Genomic DNA, 16,102 nt, shown 5'->3' with positions numbered 1-16,102 from the left:
GACTACCGCGCCTCCTGGTCGTTGTCCCGGCCCTGTGCGGCCCAGATCGGCTGCCGCTCGGTGCGGCGCAGCTCCGTCCCGTTCTGCCGGGGCAGCCGCTCGCTGCGGCCGCGCAGCGCGGTGTGCAGCCCGTCCCACAGCGTGCCGTCGGTCCGGTCCCGCGGGTCGGGGTCGATCAGCACGACGCCGATCACCGGGATGTGCTGGTCGGCGAGTTGCCGCGCCACGGTGTGCAGCCAGGCGGCACTGCCGTGCCCGGCGCGGACCACGAGCACGGTCTGCGTGCCGAGGTAGTGCAGGTCGGTCCACGCGGTGCCGGGCGCGACCGATCCCACTCCGATGCGGCGTTCCTGGTCGGACACGGTCGCGGCCCGCTCGCCGCCCACCACGCTCGGGTCTCCCTGCTGTTTCCGGCGGCGCGCGAGCTGGCTGCCGGGCAGGCCGTCGATGACGGTGACCGGCCCCTCCGCGACCAGCGCGCGGCCGACGTCCAGGGCGATCGCGCTCGCGTTGCGGGCGCAGCCCAGTTCGAGCAGGGACACCGGTTCGGTGGAGCCGCGCACGGTGCGGGCGAGATGCGCGGTGAGGCGTTCGCCCGCCGTACGGTTGCGTCGGCGCCGCCACAACCGGCCCGAGCGGTGGGGCAGTTCGGCGATGACCGAGGCGCCCAGGTTGGCCGCGATGTCCCGGCGCAGCACGGGCCGGTCGCGGACCACGACGCCGACGGCCGCGAGGGCCAGTCCGGCGACGAGGCCGAGGACGAGGCCGATGAGGGCGTCGGTGACGAGGGCCTTCGGCAGGGAGTGGTGCACCGCGCGCGCGGCGTCCACGATCTGCGTACCGGCGATGACGTCGGGCGTGCCGGTGCGTGCCTCGTCGGCGCGCTGGTCGAAGTCGGCGATCCGCGAGTTGAGTTCGGCCCGGCGGGCGAAGAGGGACTCGATGCTCGCCGCGTTCTGCGGGTCGCTCTCCGGCGAGCGTTCCCCGATCGTCGCGTTGACCTGCTCCAGCTCTTTGCGCATCCGGTCGCGCTGGTCGGTCAGCGCCTTGGACTCGGCCTTCGCCGTGTCCTTCATCCGCTGCACGTGGTCGGTGACGAACGCCTCGGCCAGGGCCTTGGCGCGGGCCACCGCCTGCGCGTCGCTGTCGGCGGTGACGTCGATCTGCATCAGGTTGTTGGTCAGGCCGGTGCCCCGGTAGTCCTTCATGAAGTCCTCGGCCTTGTCCCGGGAACCCAGGGACTTCAGGGCGGACTCGGCGATCCGGGTCGTGCCGAGCAGCTGGACGTCGGTGCGCATCAGCGTGCCGGTGTCATTGGGCTGGTCCTCCTTGTGCGCGACGAGGACCTTGGTCACGGCGCTGGGAGGCGGCGGCAGCAGGACCGCCACCGCGGCGCCGGCCAGCAGGCCGAGCAGCGCCATGGCGTACCAGAGGCGACGGCGCCTGCGCACCGCCACGACCAGGCCCTGGAGGTCGAAGAGGGGGACGGCTGCGGACGGCTCCGCAGTCGTGTTCGTACGTGTGCTGGTCATGCCGGCCCTCCCGTCGACTGGCCGCGCCCCGCGAGCACCGGCGCGGCCCGGTCGGGCCCGTCGCCGGTGGAGCGCTCGGGAAGGGCGCGGACCGGGTCGGCGACGACGACGCCGACGACCTCGTGCCCGCCGTCGGCGCACGCCTCGGCGAGGCCGGTCAGCTCCGCCGCGGTCCAGCTGCCGGCGCTGAGGACGACGAGGGCGCCGGACTCCGTGTCGCGGTCCGGTACCAGGGGCAGGTCGAGCGAGACCGTCACCGCGCGCAGCGCCGGATCGCCGTGTGCCTCGGCGACGAGCTGCTCCGCGGCCCGCAGGGCGATCTCGTCGCCTTCCGGTACGAGGAGCAACAGGCGCCGGGCGTGCGGCAGTTCACCGCGCAGCCGGGCGCAGACCCGCCCGTAGCGGATGCGCCGTCCCGCCGCGTCGCGCGAGCGTAGGGGCGCGGGCAGGTCCCACCGCGTGTCCGCGCCGAGCAGCCGGCGCAGCCGGGCCCGCTTGCCGTGGCCCTCGGCCCGGTGTGCGCCGCGCTCGTCCGGTACGTCGACGGTGCCGATCAGCGTCGAGCCCAGTGCGGCGGTGATCTCCGCCTCGGTGCGCAGCCGGCGGTTCATCCGGGCGGCGACGAGATGGCCGACGATCGCGAGCAGGAACGCCAACAGCGCCCCGGCGACGACGAGTTGGATCCGGGTCGGCGGCGCCTCCTCGGTGGGCCGGGCCGCGGGGCCCATGACGACCATGTTGGCCATGATGTTCGCCGGGTCGGCCTCGTCCAGTTTGCGCATGGCCTCTTCCAGCGAGGTGCGCAGCTTCTCGAGCGCGGTGCGGGCCTGCACGCTCTCCACGCTCTGCCCCGGGTCGGCGGACTCGGCCAGCTCGGTGATGCGTTTGTTGGTCGCCCTGACCTGCTTGCGCAGCGCCTCGGGCGCCGAGACCGCCTCGGACGTGCCGCCGCCCGCGATCCGCAGGGCGTAGGAGACGAACTCCTTGGCCAGCCGGTCGGAGAGCCGCTGGGCGCGCGCGGGTGTGTCGGCCGTGCCCGAGAGCTTGATGATGTTCCCGTCGGCGGCTTTGGCGCTGACCTTCCCGCGCAGGTCGGTTCCGTGCACGCCGCTCCAGTGGAGCCCCGCCGCCGTGCGGTCGAGGACCACCGAACTGGTCGCGATGTCCACCTGGGTGAGCAGTTCGCGCTCCTCCCACTGCCCCGGGAGCAGCACCGAGGCGGAGGCCGTGTACCGCGGCGGGAACACCACGGAGATGCCGTAGCCGACGAGCGCGCCGACCACGGCGGCGACGGCGAGCACCCGCCACCGCCGGTGGAACATCCGCCCGATCGTGACCAGGCGTATCGTGTCCTCGCTCACGTGCGCGGCCTCTTCCTTGCGCGGTCACGGCAGGCGGCGGCGTAGGCGGCGAGCAGCGACGCTTGCGAATTGCTCCAGGACAGCGGCCCGCTGATCCGCTCCTGGCCGATCGTGCCCATGCGGGCGCGCTTCTCCGGGTCGTCCATGAGGACCGTGATGAGCTTGGCGAACGCGGCCTCGTCGTTCGCGGGCGCGTAGACGGCAGCCTCGCCCGCGGAGACGCGTGCTTCCTTCAGGTCGAACGAGACGATCGGCCGGCCCATCGCCATGTACTCCAGGACCTTGTTCATGGTCGACACGTCGTTGAGCGGGTTGCGCGGGTCGGGCGAGAGGCAGATGTCCGCGGTGGACAGGTAGCGCACCAGATCCGCGTCGGGTATCCGCCCGGTGAACTGCACCTGGTCGTCGAGCCCCAGCCCCCGGGAGAGCTCCACCATCGCGTCGAAGGCGTCGCCGGAGCCGACGAACACGGCGTGCCAGTCGCTCCGGCCGCACTCGTCACGGAGTTTCGCGAGGGCGCGCAGCGCGTAGTCGACGCCGTCCTGGGGTCCCATCACGCCGAGGTAGCACAGCAGATGTTCCTTGCCGCGCTTCAACTCCGGCTCGGGCGGCACCGGTTGGAACCGGTCGACCTGCGGTGCGCTGCGTACGACGAAGACGTCCTCGGGGCGCTTGCCGCCGCGGTCCATGGCGACGTCACGGTAGCTCTCGTTCGTGGCGAGCACGACGTCGGCGGCCCGATAGGTGCGCCGTTCGAGCGCGCACACGGCGCGGTAGAGCAGGTCCTTGCCGCGGCCGAAGCGCGAGAGGTACAGCTCGGGCACCAGGTCGTGCTGGTCGAAGACGAATCGCGCGCCGCGCCGCCTGAGCCATCGGGCGGCCAGGAACAGCAGGTCGGGCGGGTTGCAGGCGTGCACCACATGGACCGGTCCGACCTTGCGGGCCAGGCGGGCCGTGTGCCACAGCGCCGTTCCGTACTCCTTGAGATATCCGGCCGGGCCTCCGGTGGCGGCTTGCAGCGGGTAGCGGTGGATCCGCACCCCGTCGATGACCGCCTCGGCCTCGGTGTCTCTCTTGCTCCCCTGCGGACAGATGACGTCCACGCTCCAGCCGGCGTCGCGCAGGGTCGTGCATTCCTGCCACACCCGCCGGTCGAAGGGGACCGACAGGTTCTCCACGAGGATCAGCGCGCGCCGGCCGGGCCGGTCGCCGCTCGTTGCTTTACCAGGCAAGGCCCACGTACCCCGGTTCGGTCCGGCGCGTCTCCGCGTCGGGAAGGCGGATGAGATCGACGATCACGGAGCCGCCGCCGTGCGGCAGCGCCGACAGGACCGCCGGGTCCTTGGTGCCGACCAGGCACACCTCGGCGTGGTCGAGGACTTCGTCGACGGAGTCCGCGAGCAGTTGCGCGAGGTGCGGAAGGCGGGTCTCGATGTACTCGCGGTTGGCGCCCATCAGCCGGGAGAGGCTGACGTTGGCGTCGTGGATGCGCAGGTCGTAGCCCTTGCCGTGGAGCCGCTCCGCCAGTTCGACGAGCGGGCTCTCGCGCAGGTCGTCGGTGCCGGGCTTGAAGGAGAGCCCGAACAGGCCGACGCGGCGCTTGCCGGTGCGCTCGACGAGGTCCACCGCGCGTTGCAGGTGGTCGGCGTTCGAGGCGAGCACATGGGACAGGATCGGTACGGAGATGTCGGCCCGCTGTGCCGCGTGGACCAGGCTGCGCAGGTCCTTGGGCAGGCAGGAGCCGCCGAACGCGAAGCCGGGCCGCAGGTAGGCGGGGCTGATGTTGAGCTTGCGGTCGGCGAGGAACACGTCCATGACCTGGTGCGAGTCGACGCCGAGTGCCTGGCACACCGCGCCCAGTTCGTTGGCGAAACCGATCTTGAGTCCGTGGAACGAGTTGTCCGCGTACTTGATGGCCTCGGCCACCGGGACGGGTACCCGGAACACCTCGCCGGGCAGGCCGCCGTACAGGGCGAGGACGGCGTCGCCGCTGGCCTTGTCGATTTCACCGACGACGGTCTTGGGCGGGTCGAAGAAGTCCCGCACGCTGGTGCCCTCGCGCAGGAACTCCGGGTTGACCGCGACGCCCAGGTCCACTCCGGCCGTGCCGCCGACGTGCTTCTCCAGGATCGGCAGGAGCAGGTTCAGGCAGGTGCCGGGGAGCATCGTGCTGCGGAACACGACGGTGTGCCGCCCGCCCCGCTCGGCGAGCGCGGCGCCGATCTGTTCGGTGACCCGCTCCAAGTAGGTGGTGCACAGGCTGCCGTTGGCCTCGGACGGGGTGCCGACGCAGATCAGCGATATCTCGCTGTTCCTGATCGCCTCACGGACATCGACGGTGGCGCGCAGGGCGCCGGTGCGTACGACATCGGCGGTGAGTTCGCCGATCCGCTCCTCGACGACCGGCGCCTTGCCGTCGTTGACCAGGTCGACCTTCACCTGGTTGACGTCGACGCCTATGACCTCGTGGCCCATGCCGGCCAGGCACGCGGCCGACACGCAGCCCACGTAACCGAGCCCGAAAACGCTGACTCTCATGACGCGTTCCTCCCCCCAGGCAGGCCCTTGCGGCCTGCGCTCCGCGCGGCGCCGGTGCGACGTCCCCGCATCAGTACGCCCCCTGCCCGCGCAGCACCGCACGCAGCGTCTTCCACAAGATCACCGTGTCGAGGGCGAGGGACCAGTCCTCGACGTAGCGCAGGTCGAGGCGGACCGCCTCCTCCCACGGCAGGTCGCTGCGTCCGCTGATCTGCCACAGGCCGGTCAGTCCCGGCTTGACCAGGAGCCGGCGCCGGATGTCCGGGCCGTACGCGGCGGACTCCTCCGGCAGCGGGGGCCGCGGGCCCACGAGCGACATCGAACCGCTCAACACGTTGAACAGCTGCGGGAGTTCGTCGAGCGAGTAGCGGCGCAGCACCGCTCCCACCCGTGTCACCCGCGGATCCACGCGGAGCTTGAACAGCAGTCCCGCGCCTTCGTTGCGGTCGGCGAGCTGGGCGCGCGCCTGGTGCGCTCCGGAGACCATGGTGCGGAACTTGAAGATGGTGAACTCGCGCCCGTCCTTGCCGACCCGGCGCTGGCGGTACAGCGCCCCGCCGCGGCTGTCGGCGAGGACGAGCAGTCCGACGAGGATCATCAGCGGTGCGAGCAGCACGATCAGGACGGCCGCGCCCAGCCGGTCGACGACGCCCTTGATGGCTCGGCGGCCTCCGCTGAAGGTCGGCATGCTGACCCGCAGCAGCGGGATGCCGAGCACGGCGTCGACGTGCAGCCGCGGTCCCGCCACCTCCATCAGGACGGGCGCGACGACCATCTCGGCGTCACTGCCCTCCAGGTTCCAGGCGAGCCGCTGGAGCCGGTCGGGGGACCAGTGCGGGTCGGGCGTGACGGCGACGACGCGGTAGCCGTCGCGCCGTACATGGCTGGCCACATCGGCCAGTCGACCGACGACGGGCACCCCGTCGAGGTCGACGGGGACGTCGCCGTCGGGCCCCGTCCCGCCGGTCGTGCAGACCGCTTCCACCCGCCAGCCGAGGTGCGGGAACTTGCGGGTACGGGCGATCAGATCGCGCACCGTCTCCGGGCTTCCGGCGGCGAGCACCGGGCGCAGACACCAGCCGTCCTTGCGCTGCCGGTGCAGCCACAGGCGGAGCACGTAGCGCGCGGTCATGGTGACGAGGGCGATCGCGGGGATCGCGACGAAGATCCAGAGCTTGATGTTGCGCGAGGTCAGGGCGATGCCGCCGAGCGCGAGGACGACTGTGGCCGTGAACAGCGAGCGCCCGAGTCTGCGGAACTCCTCGGCGCCCTGGCCGAGCACGGCCGGCGCCCAGGCTCTGCTGACCGCGAGCGCACCGAGGACCAATATCTCGGTGCCGAACGCGAGAATGCCCCATTTCTCATGCCAGTTGGCCGCGTCGCGGGCCCCGAAGAAATTCCCGATGCCCGCCACCACCAATGCGGTGGCGATGGTGTCGGTGGTGATCACCGTGAGCCGGTACCGCTGTTCCCAGTCATGCGCGAGCTGGCCGAACTCTCCATTGGCCAAACGCCCGCGCGCAGACGGAAAAGGGCCGACTAATCCCCCCTGACGCACAGAACCCCCCCCGGTCCCCAGTGGTACGACGTGGTCGTTTTACGCCGTTCCTCCCCCCGGGCGGCCCCCGCCCCCGCGGATGGCAACCCGGCCGCTCCACCGCAACGGGAACAGCCCACCCTGGCGGCAATAGATCATCATTTGTCGCCTCGTGTCCCAGCATGTGAAGCACGGTCAATCTAGACCATCGGAACCCCCCTGGAGAGAGGCATGTGTGGAATTCGTGCCCAAGATTTGAAGGTCATTACCTGAGCCCTGGCAGGCGAGTCGGCGCCATGACAACGAAGTCGTACCGCTTGACCTGCGACGACAGCGAGGCTTCCGACAGCTTCAACTACCAAGGACATCAACGAAGTTGTCCGGCCGCCGACCACAGCATGTCCGGATGACCGATGCCCGGGGCCTGTTCTCGCCCATGAAAGCGGAAGCGGAAAGTGGCCCCGGTGACGCGGGACGGCGGGCGGGGCCCAGGCGCTCTCACGGCTCCTCGGGACCGTCCTCGTCGAGCGCGAACCACACCGTCTTGCCCTCCGGTTCGGGGCGTACGTTCCACTGGTGGGCCAGCAGGTCCAGGAGGACGAGTCCGCGGCCCGACGAGGAGAGTTCGCCGGGGGCGCGGCGGTGCGGGACCTCGTCGCTGCGGTCGGTGACCTCCACGCGCAGCCGCCGGTGTCCCTGCGGCCCGCTGATGTCGGCCCGCAGGACGGCGGACTGTTCGGTGTGGATGAGTACGTTGCCGAGGAGTTCGGAGGCGAGCAGGACCGTGGTGTCGACCTGTTCGGGGCGCGCCCAGTCGTGGAGCAGGCCCTGGAGCTCGATGCGCGCGTCGGCGAGGCCCTGCGCCTGGTCCTGTTCGAGGGTGAGGCGCAGATGCCGTCCGGTGGCGTCCTCGTGGGCGGTGGACGGGTCGCGGCGCAGCAGGAGCAGGGCGATGTCGTCCTCGGTGAAGGAGGCGGGCTGACCGGCGTGCGGCGCGACCACCGCGTTCAGGAGCCGGTCCGCGAGGCCGTCGACGTCGTCGGGGCCGCCGGGCGTCAGCGCGTCGCGGACCCGGAGCCAGCCGGAGTACATGTCGTGGCCGCCGGACTCGATCAGCCCGTCGGTGCACAGCATGAGGATCTCGTTCTCGCGCAGGGAGACGACGCTGACCGGGTAGTCGTCCTCCCCGAGGTCGAGACCGAGCGGCAGTCCGCCCCGTACGTGCTTGAGCAGGCAGGTGCCGTCGGGCAGACGCAGGACGGGGTGCGGGTGTCCGGCCCGGGCGATGCGCAGGGTGCCGGTGGCGGGGTCGGCCTCCAGGTAGATGCAGGTGGCGAAGCGGCCCTCGCCCAGGGACGCCAGGAAGTGCGAGGCGCGGACCAGGACGGCGTCGGGGCCGTGCCCCTCGGCGGCGTAGGCGTGGATGGCGGTGCGCAGCTGGGACATCAGGCCCGCCGCCTGGACGTCGTGCCCCTGGACGTCGCCGATGACGACACCGAGGCGTCCGCTGGGCAGGTCGATGCAGTCGAACCAGTCGCCGCCGACCATGAGGCCGCCGCCGGTGGGCAGGTATCGGGCGGCGACGGTGAGGCCCTCCGTGCCGGAGCCGACCCGGCCCATGCTGCTGCGCAGGCTCTGCGAGAGCGCGCGGTCGGCCTGCTCGTCGTAGGTCTGCTCGATGCTCTGGCCGAGGAGGGCGGCGACGGTCCGCAGGAAGGCGCCGAGACCGCCTGTCATCCGGACCGGGGCGTCGAAGGCCGCCATCCACACACCGGTGAGCCGGCCGTACGTGGTCAGGGGCAGGAACGCCCAGGCCGCGTACCCCTGCCGGTCCGAGAGCTGCCAGGTCGCGGGGAACCGGTCGCGGAACTCCTGCGGGGAGGCCAGGAACACGGGGCGTCCGGTGCGCGCCACCTGGGTGGCCGGATGGGCGGTGCCCAGCGACAGCCGGTAGGCGTCCCCCTCCCCCTCCTGGAGCCCCAACTGGCCGACACAGTGCAGGAGTTCCCGGTCGGCCCGGAACACGGCCTGCCCGCACAGCGGCAGCGTGGGATCGGTGAGCCGGGAGATCAGCGTGAGCGCCTCGCCGAGGGACTCGACCCGCGCGAGGGCGTGCCCCGTCACGAGCAGGTCGGCGCCCCGGTGGCGCATCCGCTCGGTCACCCGGGCCGATCCGCCCGCGGCCGGGCCCGCCATCCGGTTCAGCTCCTCGACCTGGCGCATCTCGGCGTCGTACGCGTCGGCCCCCTCGGCATCGCCGTGCTCGCGCCCACCACCCACCTGCGGCACTCCCGTCTGCTCGGCGCATCTGCTCCCCCCATGGTCCGCCGATCGGCGGCGGCGCGCCTGCGCTCCCTCGTCCGTTCGGCCCCCTCGCGGCACACCCCGACGCCAACTGGCGGGCGCGGACGAGGCATTGACGGATGCGCGTCCCGGAGACGAAGATCGGCAGGCATCACTCTGACAACGTTGTCGAGTACGAAAGGTTCGTCATGCGACCGATGGGACCGATGAGAGCCCTCAGACGCGGGGTGACGACCGCGTTGATCCTCACCACCGTGGCCGCCGCGTCGCTCACGAGCGGCGTCGCCACCGCCCAGGAACGGGGCGCGCGGTTCGCCGCCGACCCCACCGCGCTGGTCGACACGTCGGTCGGCAACAACGGCGACGGGACGACCTTCCCGGGCGCCGCCGCACCGTTCGGCATGGTCCAGCTGAGCCCGGACACCCAGCTGAACAAGTACGCGTCGTACGACTACGCGCAGGACACCATCCTCGGCTTCAGCCACACCCACCTCTCGGGCGTCGGCTGCCAGACGATGGGCAACATCCGCTTCATGCCGACGACGGGCGCGGTCACCTCGTCCGATCCGGAGCAGTACAAGGCGAAGTTCAGCCATGCCGACGAGACCCGCTCCCCCGGCTACTACGGCGTGACGTTCGCCAACGGCATCGAGGCCGAGCTCACCGCGACGCAGCGCACCGGCCAGCACCGCTACACGTACCCGGCCGACGCGGGCACCCAGAACGTGCTCATCGAGGCCGGTGAGAGCAACGGCAACACGTTCGCCGGCGACATCAAGGTGGTCGGCGACGACACCGTGGAGGGCTGGGTCCAGGGCGGCAACTTCTGCTGGGAGACCGGCAAGGAGCGCTACCGGGTCTACTTCAGCGCCAAGTTCGACCGTACGTTCAAGACATTCGGCACCTGGACCGACGGGACCCTCACGCCGGGGCAGCGGGAGGCGTCGCGCGGCAGCAAGCGCGCGGGCGCGTGGCTGTCGTTCGACGCGGCGCAGGGGCGGCAGGTCGGGTCGTCGGTGGGCCTGTCCTACACGTCGGTCGACGGGGCGCGGCTGAACCGCGGGGCCGAGCAGCCGGCGTCGTTCGACGCGGCGCGCGGCGCCGCGCACGCGAAGTGGCGCGGCGAGCTGAACCGGATGCGCGTCGCGGGCGGCAGCACCGCCGACCAGCGCACGTACTACACGGCGCTCTACCACTCGCTGCTCCACCCCTCGATCGGCTCCGACGTCGACCACCGCTACCGCGGCTTCGACGACAAGGTGCACCGGGCGGACGCGCCGTACTACCAGATGTTCTCGCTGTGGGACACCTACCGTTCGCAGAACCAGCTGGTGGCCCTGTTGCACCCGGACAAGGCCGCGGACATGGCGAAGTCGGTGCTTCGCATCTACCGGGACGGCGGCTGGCTGCCCCGCTGGGGGCTCGGCGGCGGCGAGACCAACGTGATGAGCGGGGACCCCGTCACGCCCTGGGTGGTCGACCTCTACAACCGCGGCCTGCTCGACGACAGCACCGCGCGCGGTCTCTTCGACGCCCTGTGGAAGAACGCCAACGAGGTGCCGGCCGACCAGTCGGTCTTCCGCGGCCGTGACGGCAATCCGACGTACGTGAAGAACGGCTGGATCGGCTATCGGAATCTGCCGGGCTACAAGTTCGGCGACAGCCGGCAGGCGGGCTCGGCCACGCTCGAGTACGCGCTCGGCGACTGCGCGCTGTCCACGATGGCGGCGGGCCTCGGCCACCGGGACGAGGCGGCGACGCTCGCCGCGCGCTGCGACAACTTCAGCAAGCTCTGGGACAGCGGCGTCACGTCGAAGGGCTTCACCGGGTTCCCGGTCACGCGGAACGAGGACGGCACGGTCGCCGGCGACCCGGACCCGACGCAGTCGGGCGCGTTCCACGAGGGCACCGCGTGGCAGTACCAGTGGCTGGCCCAGCAGGACCCGAAGACCCTGTTCGGCCTGATGGGCGGAGCGTCGGGTGCGGAGCAGCGGCTCGACACGTTCTTCGACATGCCGACCGTGCTCACCGACCCGGCGAAGGCCGCCTCGGAGTCCTGGGTGACGGGCGCGTACGACTACCACAACAACTTCGCGTTCAACCCGAACAACGAGCCGGACTTCCACACGCCGTGGATGTACGCGTGGACCGGCGCGCCGTGGAAGACGTCGGCGGTGCTGCGGGCGATGCGGACGCTGTTCACGGACGACGCGTACGGCATGCCCGGCAATGACGATCTCGGCGCGACGTCGTCGCTGCTCGTCTTCGCCATGGCGGGCGTCTTCGAGGCACAGCCGGGCTCGGCGCGCTACGTCCTGTCGGCGCCGATGTTCGAGAAGGTCGAGATCCGGCCCGCGCACGGTCGCGCGATCCGGATCGAGGCGCCGGGCGCGAACGCGTCGAAGCTCCAGTACGTGGCGTCGGTGCGCACGGACCGGGGCGCGTCGCCGCGCAGCTGGCTGTCGCACGAGGACCTGCTCCGCTCGGGCACGATCAGTGTCACGTTGTCCGACCGGCCCACGCGGTGGGGCGTCGACGCCGCTCCGCCCGCGGTGGCGCAGGACTGACGGGTGCGGGTGACCGTCAGGACGCGGGCCGGGCCGCCGGCCCCGGCCTGGCGGTCACCTCGGCCGGGGCGAGCGCGGCGTGCCCGTGCTCACAGCCGACCGTCACCCGGACCGGTGCGCCGCAGTCGGTGTGCCGCAGGTCGAGGACCGGCTCGGGGCCCGCGTCCGTGTGGGCCTCGCCCCACTGCTTGAGCGCCACGAGGACCGGCCACAGGTCCCAGCCCTTGCGGGTCACGCGGTACTCGTTGCGGGAGCGGCTGCCGGGTTCCTGGTACGGGACGGCCCGCAGGATGCCCGCCGCGGTGAGCTTGCGCAGCCGGTCGCTGAGGACCGCCTCGGACAGGCCGATGTGGCGGCGGAACGCGTCGAACCGGCGCACGCCGTTGCACGCGTCGCGCAGGATGAGGAGGGTCCATTTCTCCCCGACGACGTCGAGCGTGAGCTGGACCGGACAGTTCTCCGTGCTCGTCTCCACCCACTCCATACCGCCATCGTAGGGCCCTGGCTTCATGATTGACAGCCAGATGACGCCCGGCTAGCTTCATTTTCCGAAGCCAAATACGGAGAAGGGCGGGACTGTGGGACGGACACGCACGTACGAGTGGGAGGATCCCGGGCGCACCGCGGCGGCCGTGGGGCAGGCCTCCGGCCTGGACTTCCTCCGCGAGATCCAGGCGGGCACGCTGCCCGCCGCACCCGTGGGCGCCACGGTCGGCTTCACCCTCGACGAGGTGGAGAAGGGCCGCGCGGTGTTCTCCTTCGTCCCCGGCGAGGAGCACTACAACCCCATCGGCAGCGTGCACGGCGGCGTCTTCGCGACGCTGCTCGACTCGGCGGCCGGCTGCGCGGTCCAGTCGATGCTGCCGCCGGGCACGGGGTACACGTCGCTGGACCTGACGGTGAAGTTCCTGCGCCGGATCACCGTGGACACGGGCCGGGTCCGTGCCGTCGGTACGGTGATCAGCGCGGGGCGTCAAACGGCGCTGGCGCAGGCGCAGTTGGTCGACGCGACGGACCACGTCCTGGCCCATGCGACCAGTACGTGCATGATCTTCCCGCTGCCCGCCGCGTGACCTCTCAGTTGATGGTGACGACGCGCGCCCAGGTCGGCGGGGTGTCCGGCACGTAGTCCGGATCCTCCTCGCCCACGTACCCCGGGCGCGGGAAGAGGCCCACGACGGTGCGGCACGGCGGCGGCGCCGAGGGCCAGGGCGTCTGGCCGTCGGTGAGGGCGACGATCACGTCCGGGCGGGGCCGGGAGCGCAGGGCGCGGGTGAAGCCGGAGCGCAGGTCCGTGCCGCCGCCACCGACCAGTTCGAGGCTCTCGGCGCGGCAGATCGGGACGGCGATCCCGGCGGCAGCGTCGCAGGAGATCACCGAGACCAGATCGCGCCGCCCGCCCACCGCGCGGGAGATGGCCGCGACCTCGATCAGGGCGCTGCCCAGTTCGGCGTCGCTCACCGAACCCGACGTGTCGATGACGACGCAGACGCGGGGCGGGGTGCGGCGCAGGCTCGGCAGCACCACGCCGGGCAGGCTGGCGGAGCGCCGGGACGGGCGCCGGTAGGTGTGGTCCTCGCCGACGCCCGGCGCGCCCGCCGCCGACCGGATCGCCGCGCCCAGCAACTGCCGCCACGGCTGCGGCGGCTGGAACGCGTCCCGCGCCCACCGCCGCCATCCCTCCGGCGCGTCCCCGGGCCGGCCCTTGATGCCCTCCGCGACGCGGAAGCGGACCGCGTCGCGCTGCTGCCGGGTCAGTCCGTGGGCACCGTCGGGACCCCGTTCCCAGGGCCGTTCGTGTCCGTCGGCGCCGCTGCCGCAGTCCAGCCATGCCAGGCTCGGGGCGAGCCCGGACATGGACGCCGACCGCAGGTACTCCTCCATCAGGAGCCCGTCGGGCAGGCGCAGCATGGACGGCAGGGCCGCGCCGAGCGGCAGCGGCAGCCCGTCGCCGTAGATGTCGTCGTTGATCTCGAAGTCGGCGGCGATGTTGCGCCGCAGCCTCTCCCCCGGCCCGAACTCCTCGTGCTCGCGGGCATGGCGCTCGCTGCGCCCATGGTGGTCACGCAGCAGGTGGGAGACCTCGTGGACCCAGACCCCGGCCAGGTCCTCCACGGTCATCCGCGCCACGAAGCCCGGGGACACGTAGCAGCGCCAGTGCACGTCCACGCCCATCGTCGGCACCGCGTGGTCCTCGATCACGTGCAGCGCGAACAGCGCGTCGGCGAGATACGGGCGGACCTTCACGGCGTGCAGCCGGGCGGCAAGCAACTTCTCCATGTCCAACGGTCGGCGGGGTTCATCGGGCCGAGCCCGTGGCGTCGGCGGGGCGACGCGCACCGGGCGCGGGGGCGCGGGCCTGGGCATCGGGCGGGGCAGCGGCCGCCGCGTGGTCCCGGTCATCGGCGGGCCCCGTTCGCGCGGTTCGCCTCGACGCGGCTCACCGAGCGCTCCGCCCGTTGCGCGAGACCGATCACCCCGGCCAGGCGCCGCACCGTGTCGGGCACCTCCCAGTCGTCGCGGCGCAGCCCCGCAAGCGCCGTCGCCGGGGCGACCAGGAGATCGGGGGCGCCGGTCTCCAAGGCGCGTACGAGCACCGCCCACCCGGCTTCCCAGCGCGCCCGCTCCGGCCGCGCCCCCACGGCGGCGACGACCGCTTCCAGCGCGGCCTGGCGCAGGTCACCGCGTTCCGGCAGCTCGGCGCCCGCCGGGTCGGCGAGGAACGTCTCCGGGTCCGGCAGGTCCATCCGGTCGAGGTGGGCGAGGAGTTCGAGCCCCGGGCCGTCTCCGACCGCGCCCCGTACGAGCAGCGCCAGGACCTCGCGGGACACGGAGGCGGCCGTGCCGAACGCCAGCAGGGTCAGGGCGGCGTCCCAGCTGCGCGGCGAGGGCCAGGCGCCGCCGCGCCGGGTCTCGGAGTTGGGCAGCCGGTGGATGAGCGTCGGCCGCGCCGCGAGGAAGCCGCAGACCGCGCGCCGCGCGAGGTCCACCGCCTCGGGCAGCCGCTCCGGTGCGAGGCGGGGCAGCTCGGCGCGGGGCCAGACGCCACCGAGGCCGCGCACGACGACGTCCCGGTCGTGGACCCAGTACAGGTGCACGAAGCGGTTGGCCAGCGGCGGGCTCAGCTCCCAGCCGTCCGCCGCCGAGGCCCGCGGGTTGGCGGCGGCCACGATCCGTACGCCGGGCGGGAGTTGGAGCGCGCCGACCCGCCGTTCGAGGACGACCCGCAGCAGCGCGGCCTGCACGGCGGGGGTGGCGGTGGACAACTCGTCGAGAAAGAGCAGCCCGCGCCCGGCCCGGACCAGCTCGACGGCCCACTGCGGCGGCGCCATCGGCACGCCCCGCACGGCCGGGTCCTCACCGACGATGGGCAGCCCCGAGAAGTCGGACGGTTCGTGCACGCTCGCGATCACGGTGGTCAACGGCAGGTCGAGCGACTGCGCGAGCTGCGTCAGGGCCGCGGTCTTCCCGATCCCTGGCTCGCCCCACAGCAGCACGGGCAGATCGGCGGAGACAGCGAGGGTGAGCGCTTCGAGCTGCTCGTCGGGGCGGGGTTCGGTACGCGTCGTACGAAGGAGGGTGAGCAGGTCGTCGGCGACGGCGAGATCGCGGCCGGGTGCGGCCGCGGGGGCCGGGGCGGGCAGGAGGGTGCTGGGGCTGGGCGTCATGGGCATCACCTGGGGGAGAGTCGGGGAACGACGTGTCCGGCGTTCCGGAGAGGGAAAAGGCGTACGGGGATACAGCGCGCCCGATACCGGCTCGCGTCGGGGCGCACGGGAAGCGGCGGCACGCATCGCCCTGCCGGTCGTGCAGGGGCGGGGTGGGGCCGGCCGCGCTCAGTGGCGCGGCCGACAGGCCGGGCGGGACCTGGTCAGCCGTGACCAGGCACATCGGGCCGGTACGGCACCGCGCCGACGGCCGGACGTCGCGGCGGTTCGGCCGGATGCGCGCCGATCACGCCGCACCGTCCGTCCACCCCCGGAGCGCCGCAGGGCAGCTACGTGCGGTCCTGCGGCTGTGATCGGCTACGTCCGACCGGTGCGGAGACGCACGCGGCGCCCCCGTTTCCGGCGCACCCCGACGGGCGTCCGGCGTTCAGGACGGGGAAGCCTGGGTGCTTCGAGGGCCAGTGGGTTGCCGTCGACCAGGCCCGCCCGGAAGAGGCCGTGATCGACGCGGCGGCACAGGCGCCGGCCCAGTCGCCGGCCGCACGCCGTGCGGCCGCGGTCTCGATCATGGACGGTGGCACGGCGTACTCGCGTA

The 16,102-nt window shown here is 72.5% G+C and carries 11 protein-coding genes; 2 read left to right on the top strand and 9 right to left on the bottom strand.

Annotation, left to right across the window (positions count from 1 at the left end):
• Positions 1-2: 2 nt before the first annotated feature.
• The 6 genes from AB0L37_RS11405 to AB0L37_RS11380 form a co-directional block, all read right to left on the bottom strand.
• Positions 3-1,532, bottom strand: a complete 1,530-nt coding sequence (locus AB0L37_RS11405; RefSeq protein WP_365502906.1) for a Wzz/FepE/Etk N-terminal domain-containing protein — start codon at positions 1,530-1,532, stop codon at positions 3-5.
• Positions 1,529-2,893 (bottom strand): Wzz/FepE/Etk N-terminal domain-containing protein, encoded by a 1,365-nt coding sequence (locus AB0L37_RS11400; protein ID WP_365502903.1) that lies wholly within the window; start codon positions 2,891-2,893, stop codon positions 1,529-1,531. The genes AB0L37_RS11405 and AB0L37_RS11400 overlap by 4 nt, the downstream gene beginning before the upstream one ends.
• On the bottom strand, positions 2,890-4,125 hold the full coding sequence (locus AB0L37_RS11395; RefSeq protein ID WP_365502900.1) for a glycosyltransferase family 4 protein: 1,236 nt from the start codon (positions 4,123-4,125) through the stop codon (positions 2,890-2,892). Before AB0L37_RS11395 ends, AB0L37_RS11400 begins: the two co-directional genes overlap by 4 nt.
• Entirely contained in the window at positions 4,115-5,431 is a 1,317-nt protein-coding gene (locus tag AB0L37_RS11390; protein WP_365502897.1) for a nucleotide sugar dehydrogenase, read from the bottom strand. Before AB0L37_RS11390 ends, AB0L37_RS11395 begins: the two co-directional genes overlap by 11 nt.
• Before the next feature lie 70 nt (positions 5,432-5,501).
• Positions 5,502-6,989, bottom strand: a complete 1,488-nt coding sequence (locus AB0L37_RS11385) for a sugar transferase (RefSeq protein ID WP_365502894.1) — start codon at positions 6,987-6,989, stop codon at positions 5,502-5,504.
• Positions 6,990-7,466: 477 nt separating this feature from the next.
• On the bottom strand, positions 7,467-9,248 hold the full coding sequence (locus tag AB0L37_RS11380) for a SpoIIE family protein phosphatase (protein ID WP_365502891.1): 1,782 nt from the start codon (positions 9,246-9,248) through the stop codon (positions 7,467-7,469).
• A 230-nt stretch (positions 9,249-9,478) separates the two neighbouring features.
• Here AB0L37_RS11380 and AB0L37_RS11375 point away from each other — a divergent pair, with 230 nt between their 5' ends.
• Positions 9,479-11,839 carry a GH92 family glycosyl hydrolase gene (locus AB0L37_RS11375; RefSeq protein ID WP_365502888.1) on the top strand — a complete coding sequence of 787 codons (2,361 nt, stop codon included), beginning with the start codon at positions 9,479-9,481 and terminating at the stop codon, positions 11,837-11,839.
• Positions 11,840-11,855: 16 nt separating this feature from the next.
• Here the strand turns inward: AB0L37_RS11375 and AB0L37_RS11370 are convergent, their stop codons facing one another.
• The gene (locus AB0L37_RS11370; protein WP_365502885.1) at positions 11,856-12,323 is read right to left on the bottom strand and encodes a helix-turn-helix domain-containing protein; all 468 of its coding nucleotides are present in this window, start codon (positions 12,321-12,323) and stop codon (positions 11,856-11,858) included.
• Between the two features lie 94 nt (positions 12,324-12,417).
• Here AB0L37_RS11370 and AB0L37_RS11365 point away from each other — a divergent pair, with 94 nt between their 5' ends.
• On the top strand, positions 12,418-12,912 hold the full coding sequence (locus AB0L37_RS11365) for a PaaI family thioesterase (protein ID WP_365502882.1): 495 nt from the start codon (positions 12,418-12,420) through the stop codon (positions 12,910-12,912).
• 4 nt (positions 12,913-12,916) lie between these two features.
• On the opposite strand, the gene AB0L37_RS11360 is transcribed toward AB0L37_RS11365, so the two are convergent.
• Positions 12,917-14,119: a VWA-like domain-containing protein gene (locus AB0L37_RS11360; RefSeq protein WP_365502879.1), complete on the bottom strand. Its 1,203-nt coding sequence runs from the start codon at positions 14,117-14,119 to the stop codon at positions 12,917-12,919.
• Between the two features lie 119 nt (positions 14,120-14,238).
• A complete protein-coding gene (locus tag AB0L37_RS11355) occupies positions 14,239-15,507 on the bottom strand; it encodes a MoxR family ATPase (protein WP_365502876.1) in 1,269 nt (422 codons plus the stop codon).
• Positions 15,508-16,102: the final 595 nt, after the last annotated feature.

The sequence above is a fragment of the Streptomyces sp. NPDC052225 genome, assembly GCF_040679615.1.
Taxonomy (GTDB): Bacteria; Actinomycetota; Actinomycetes; order Streptomycetales; family Streptomycetaceae; genus Streptomyces.
Note: the sequence above shows the minus strand (reverse complement) of the source record. Positions and strands in the feature narration are given on the sequence as shown.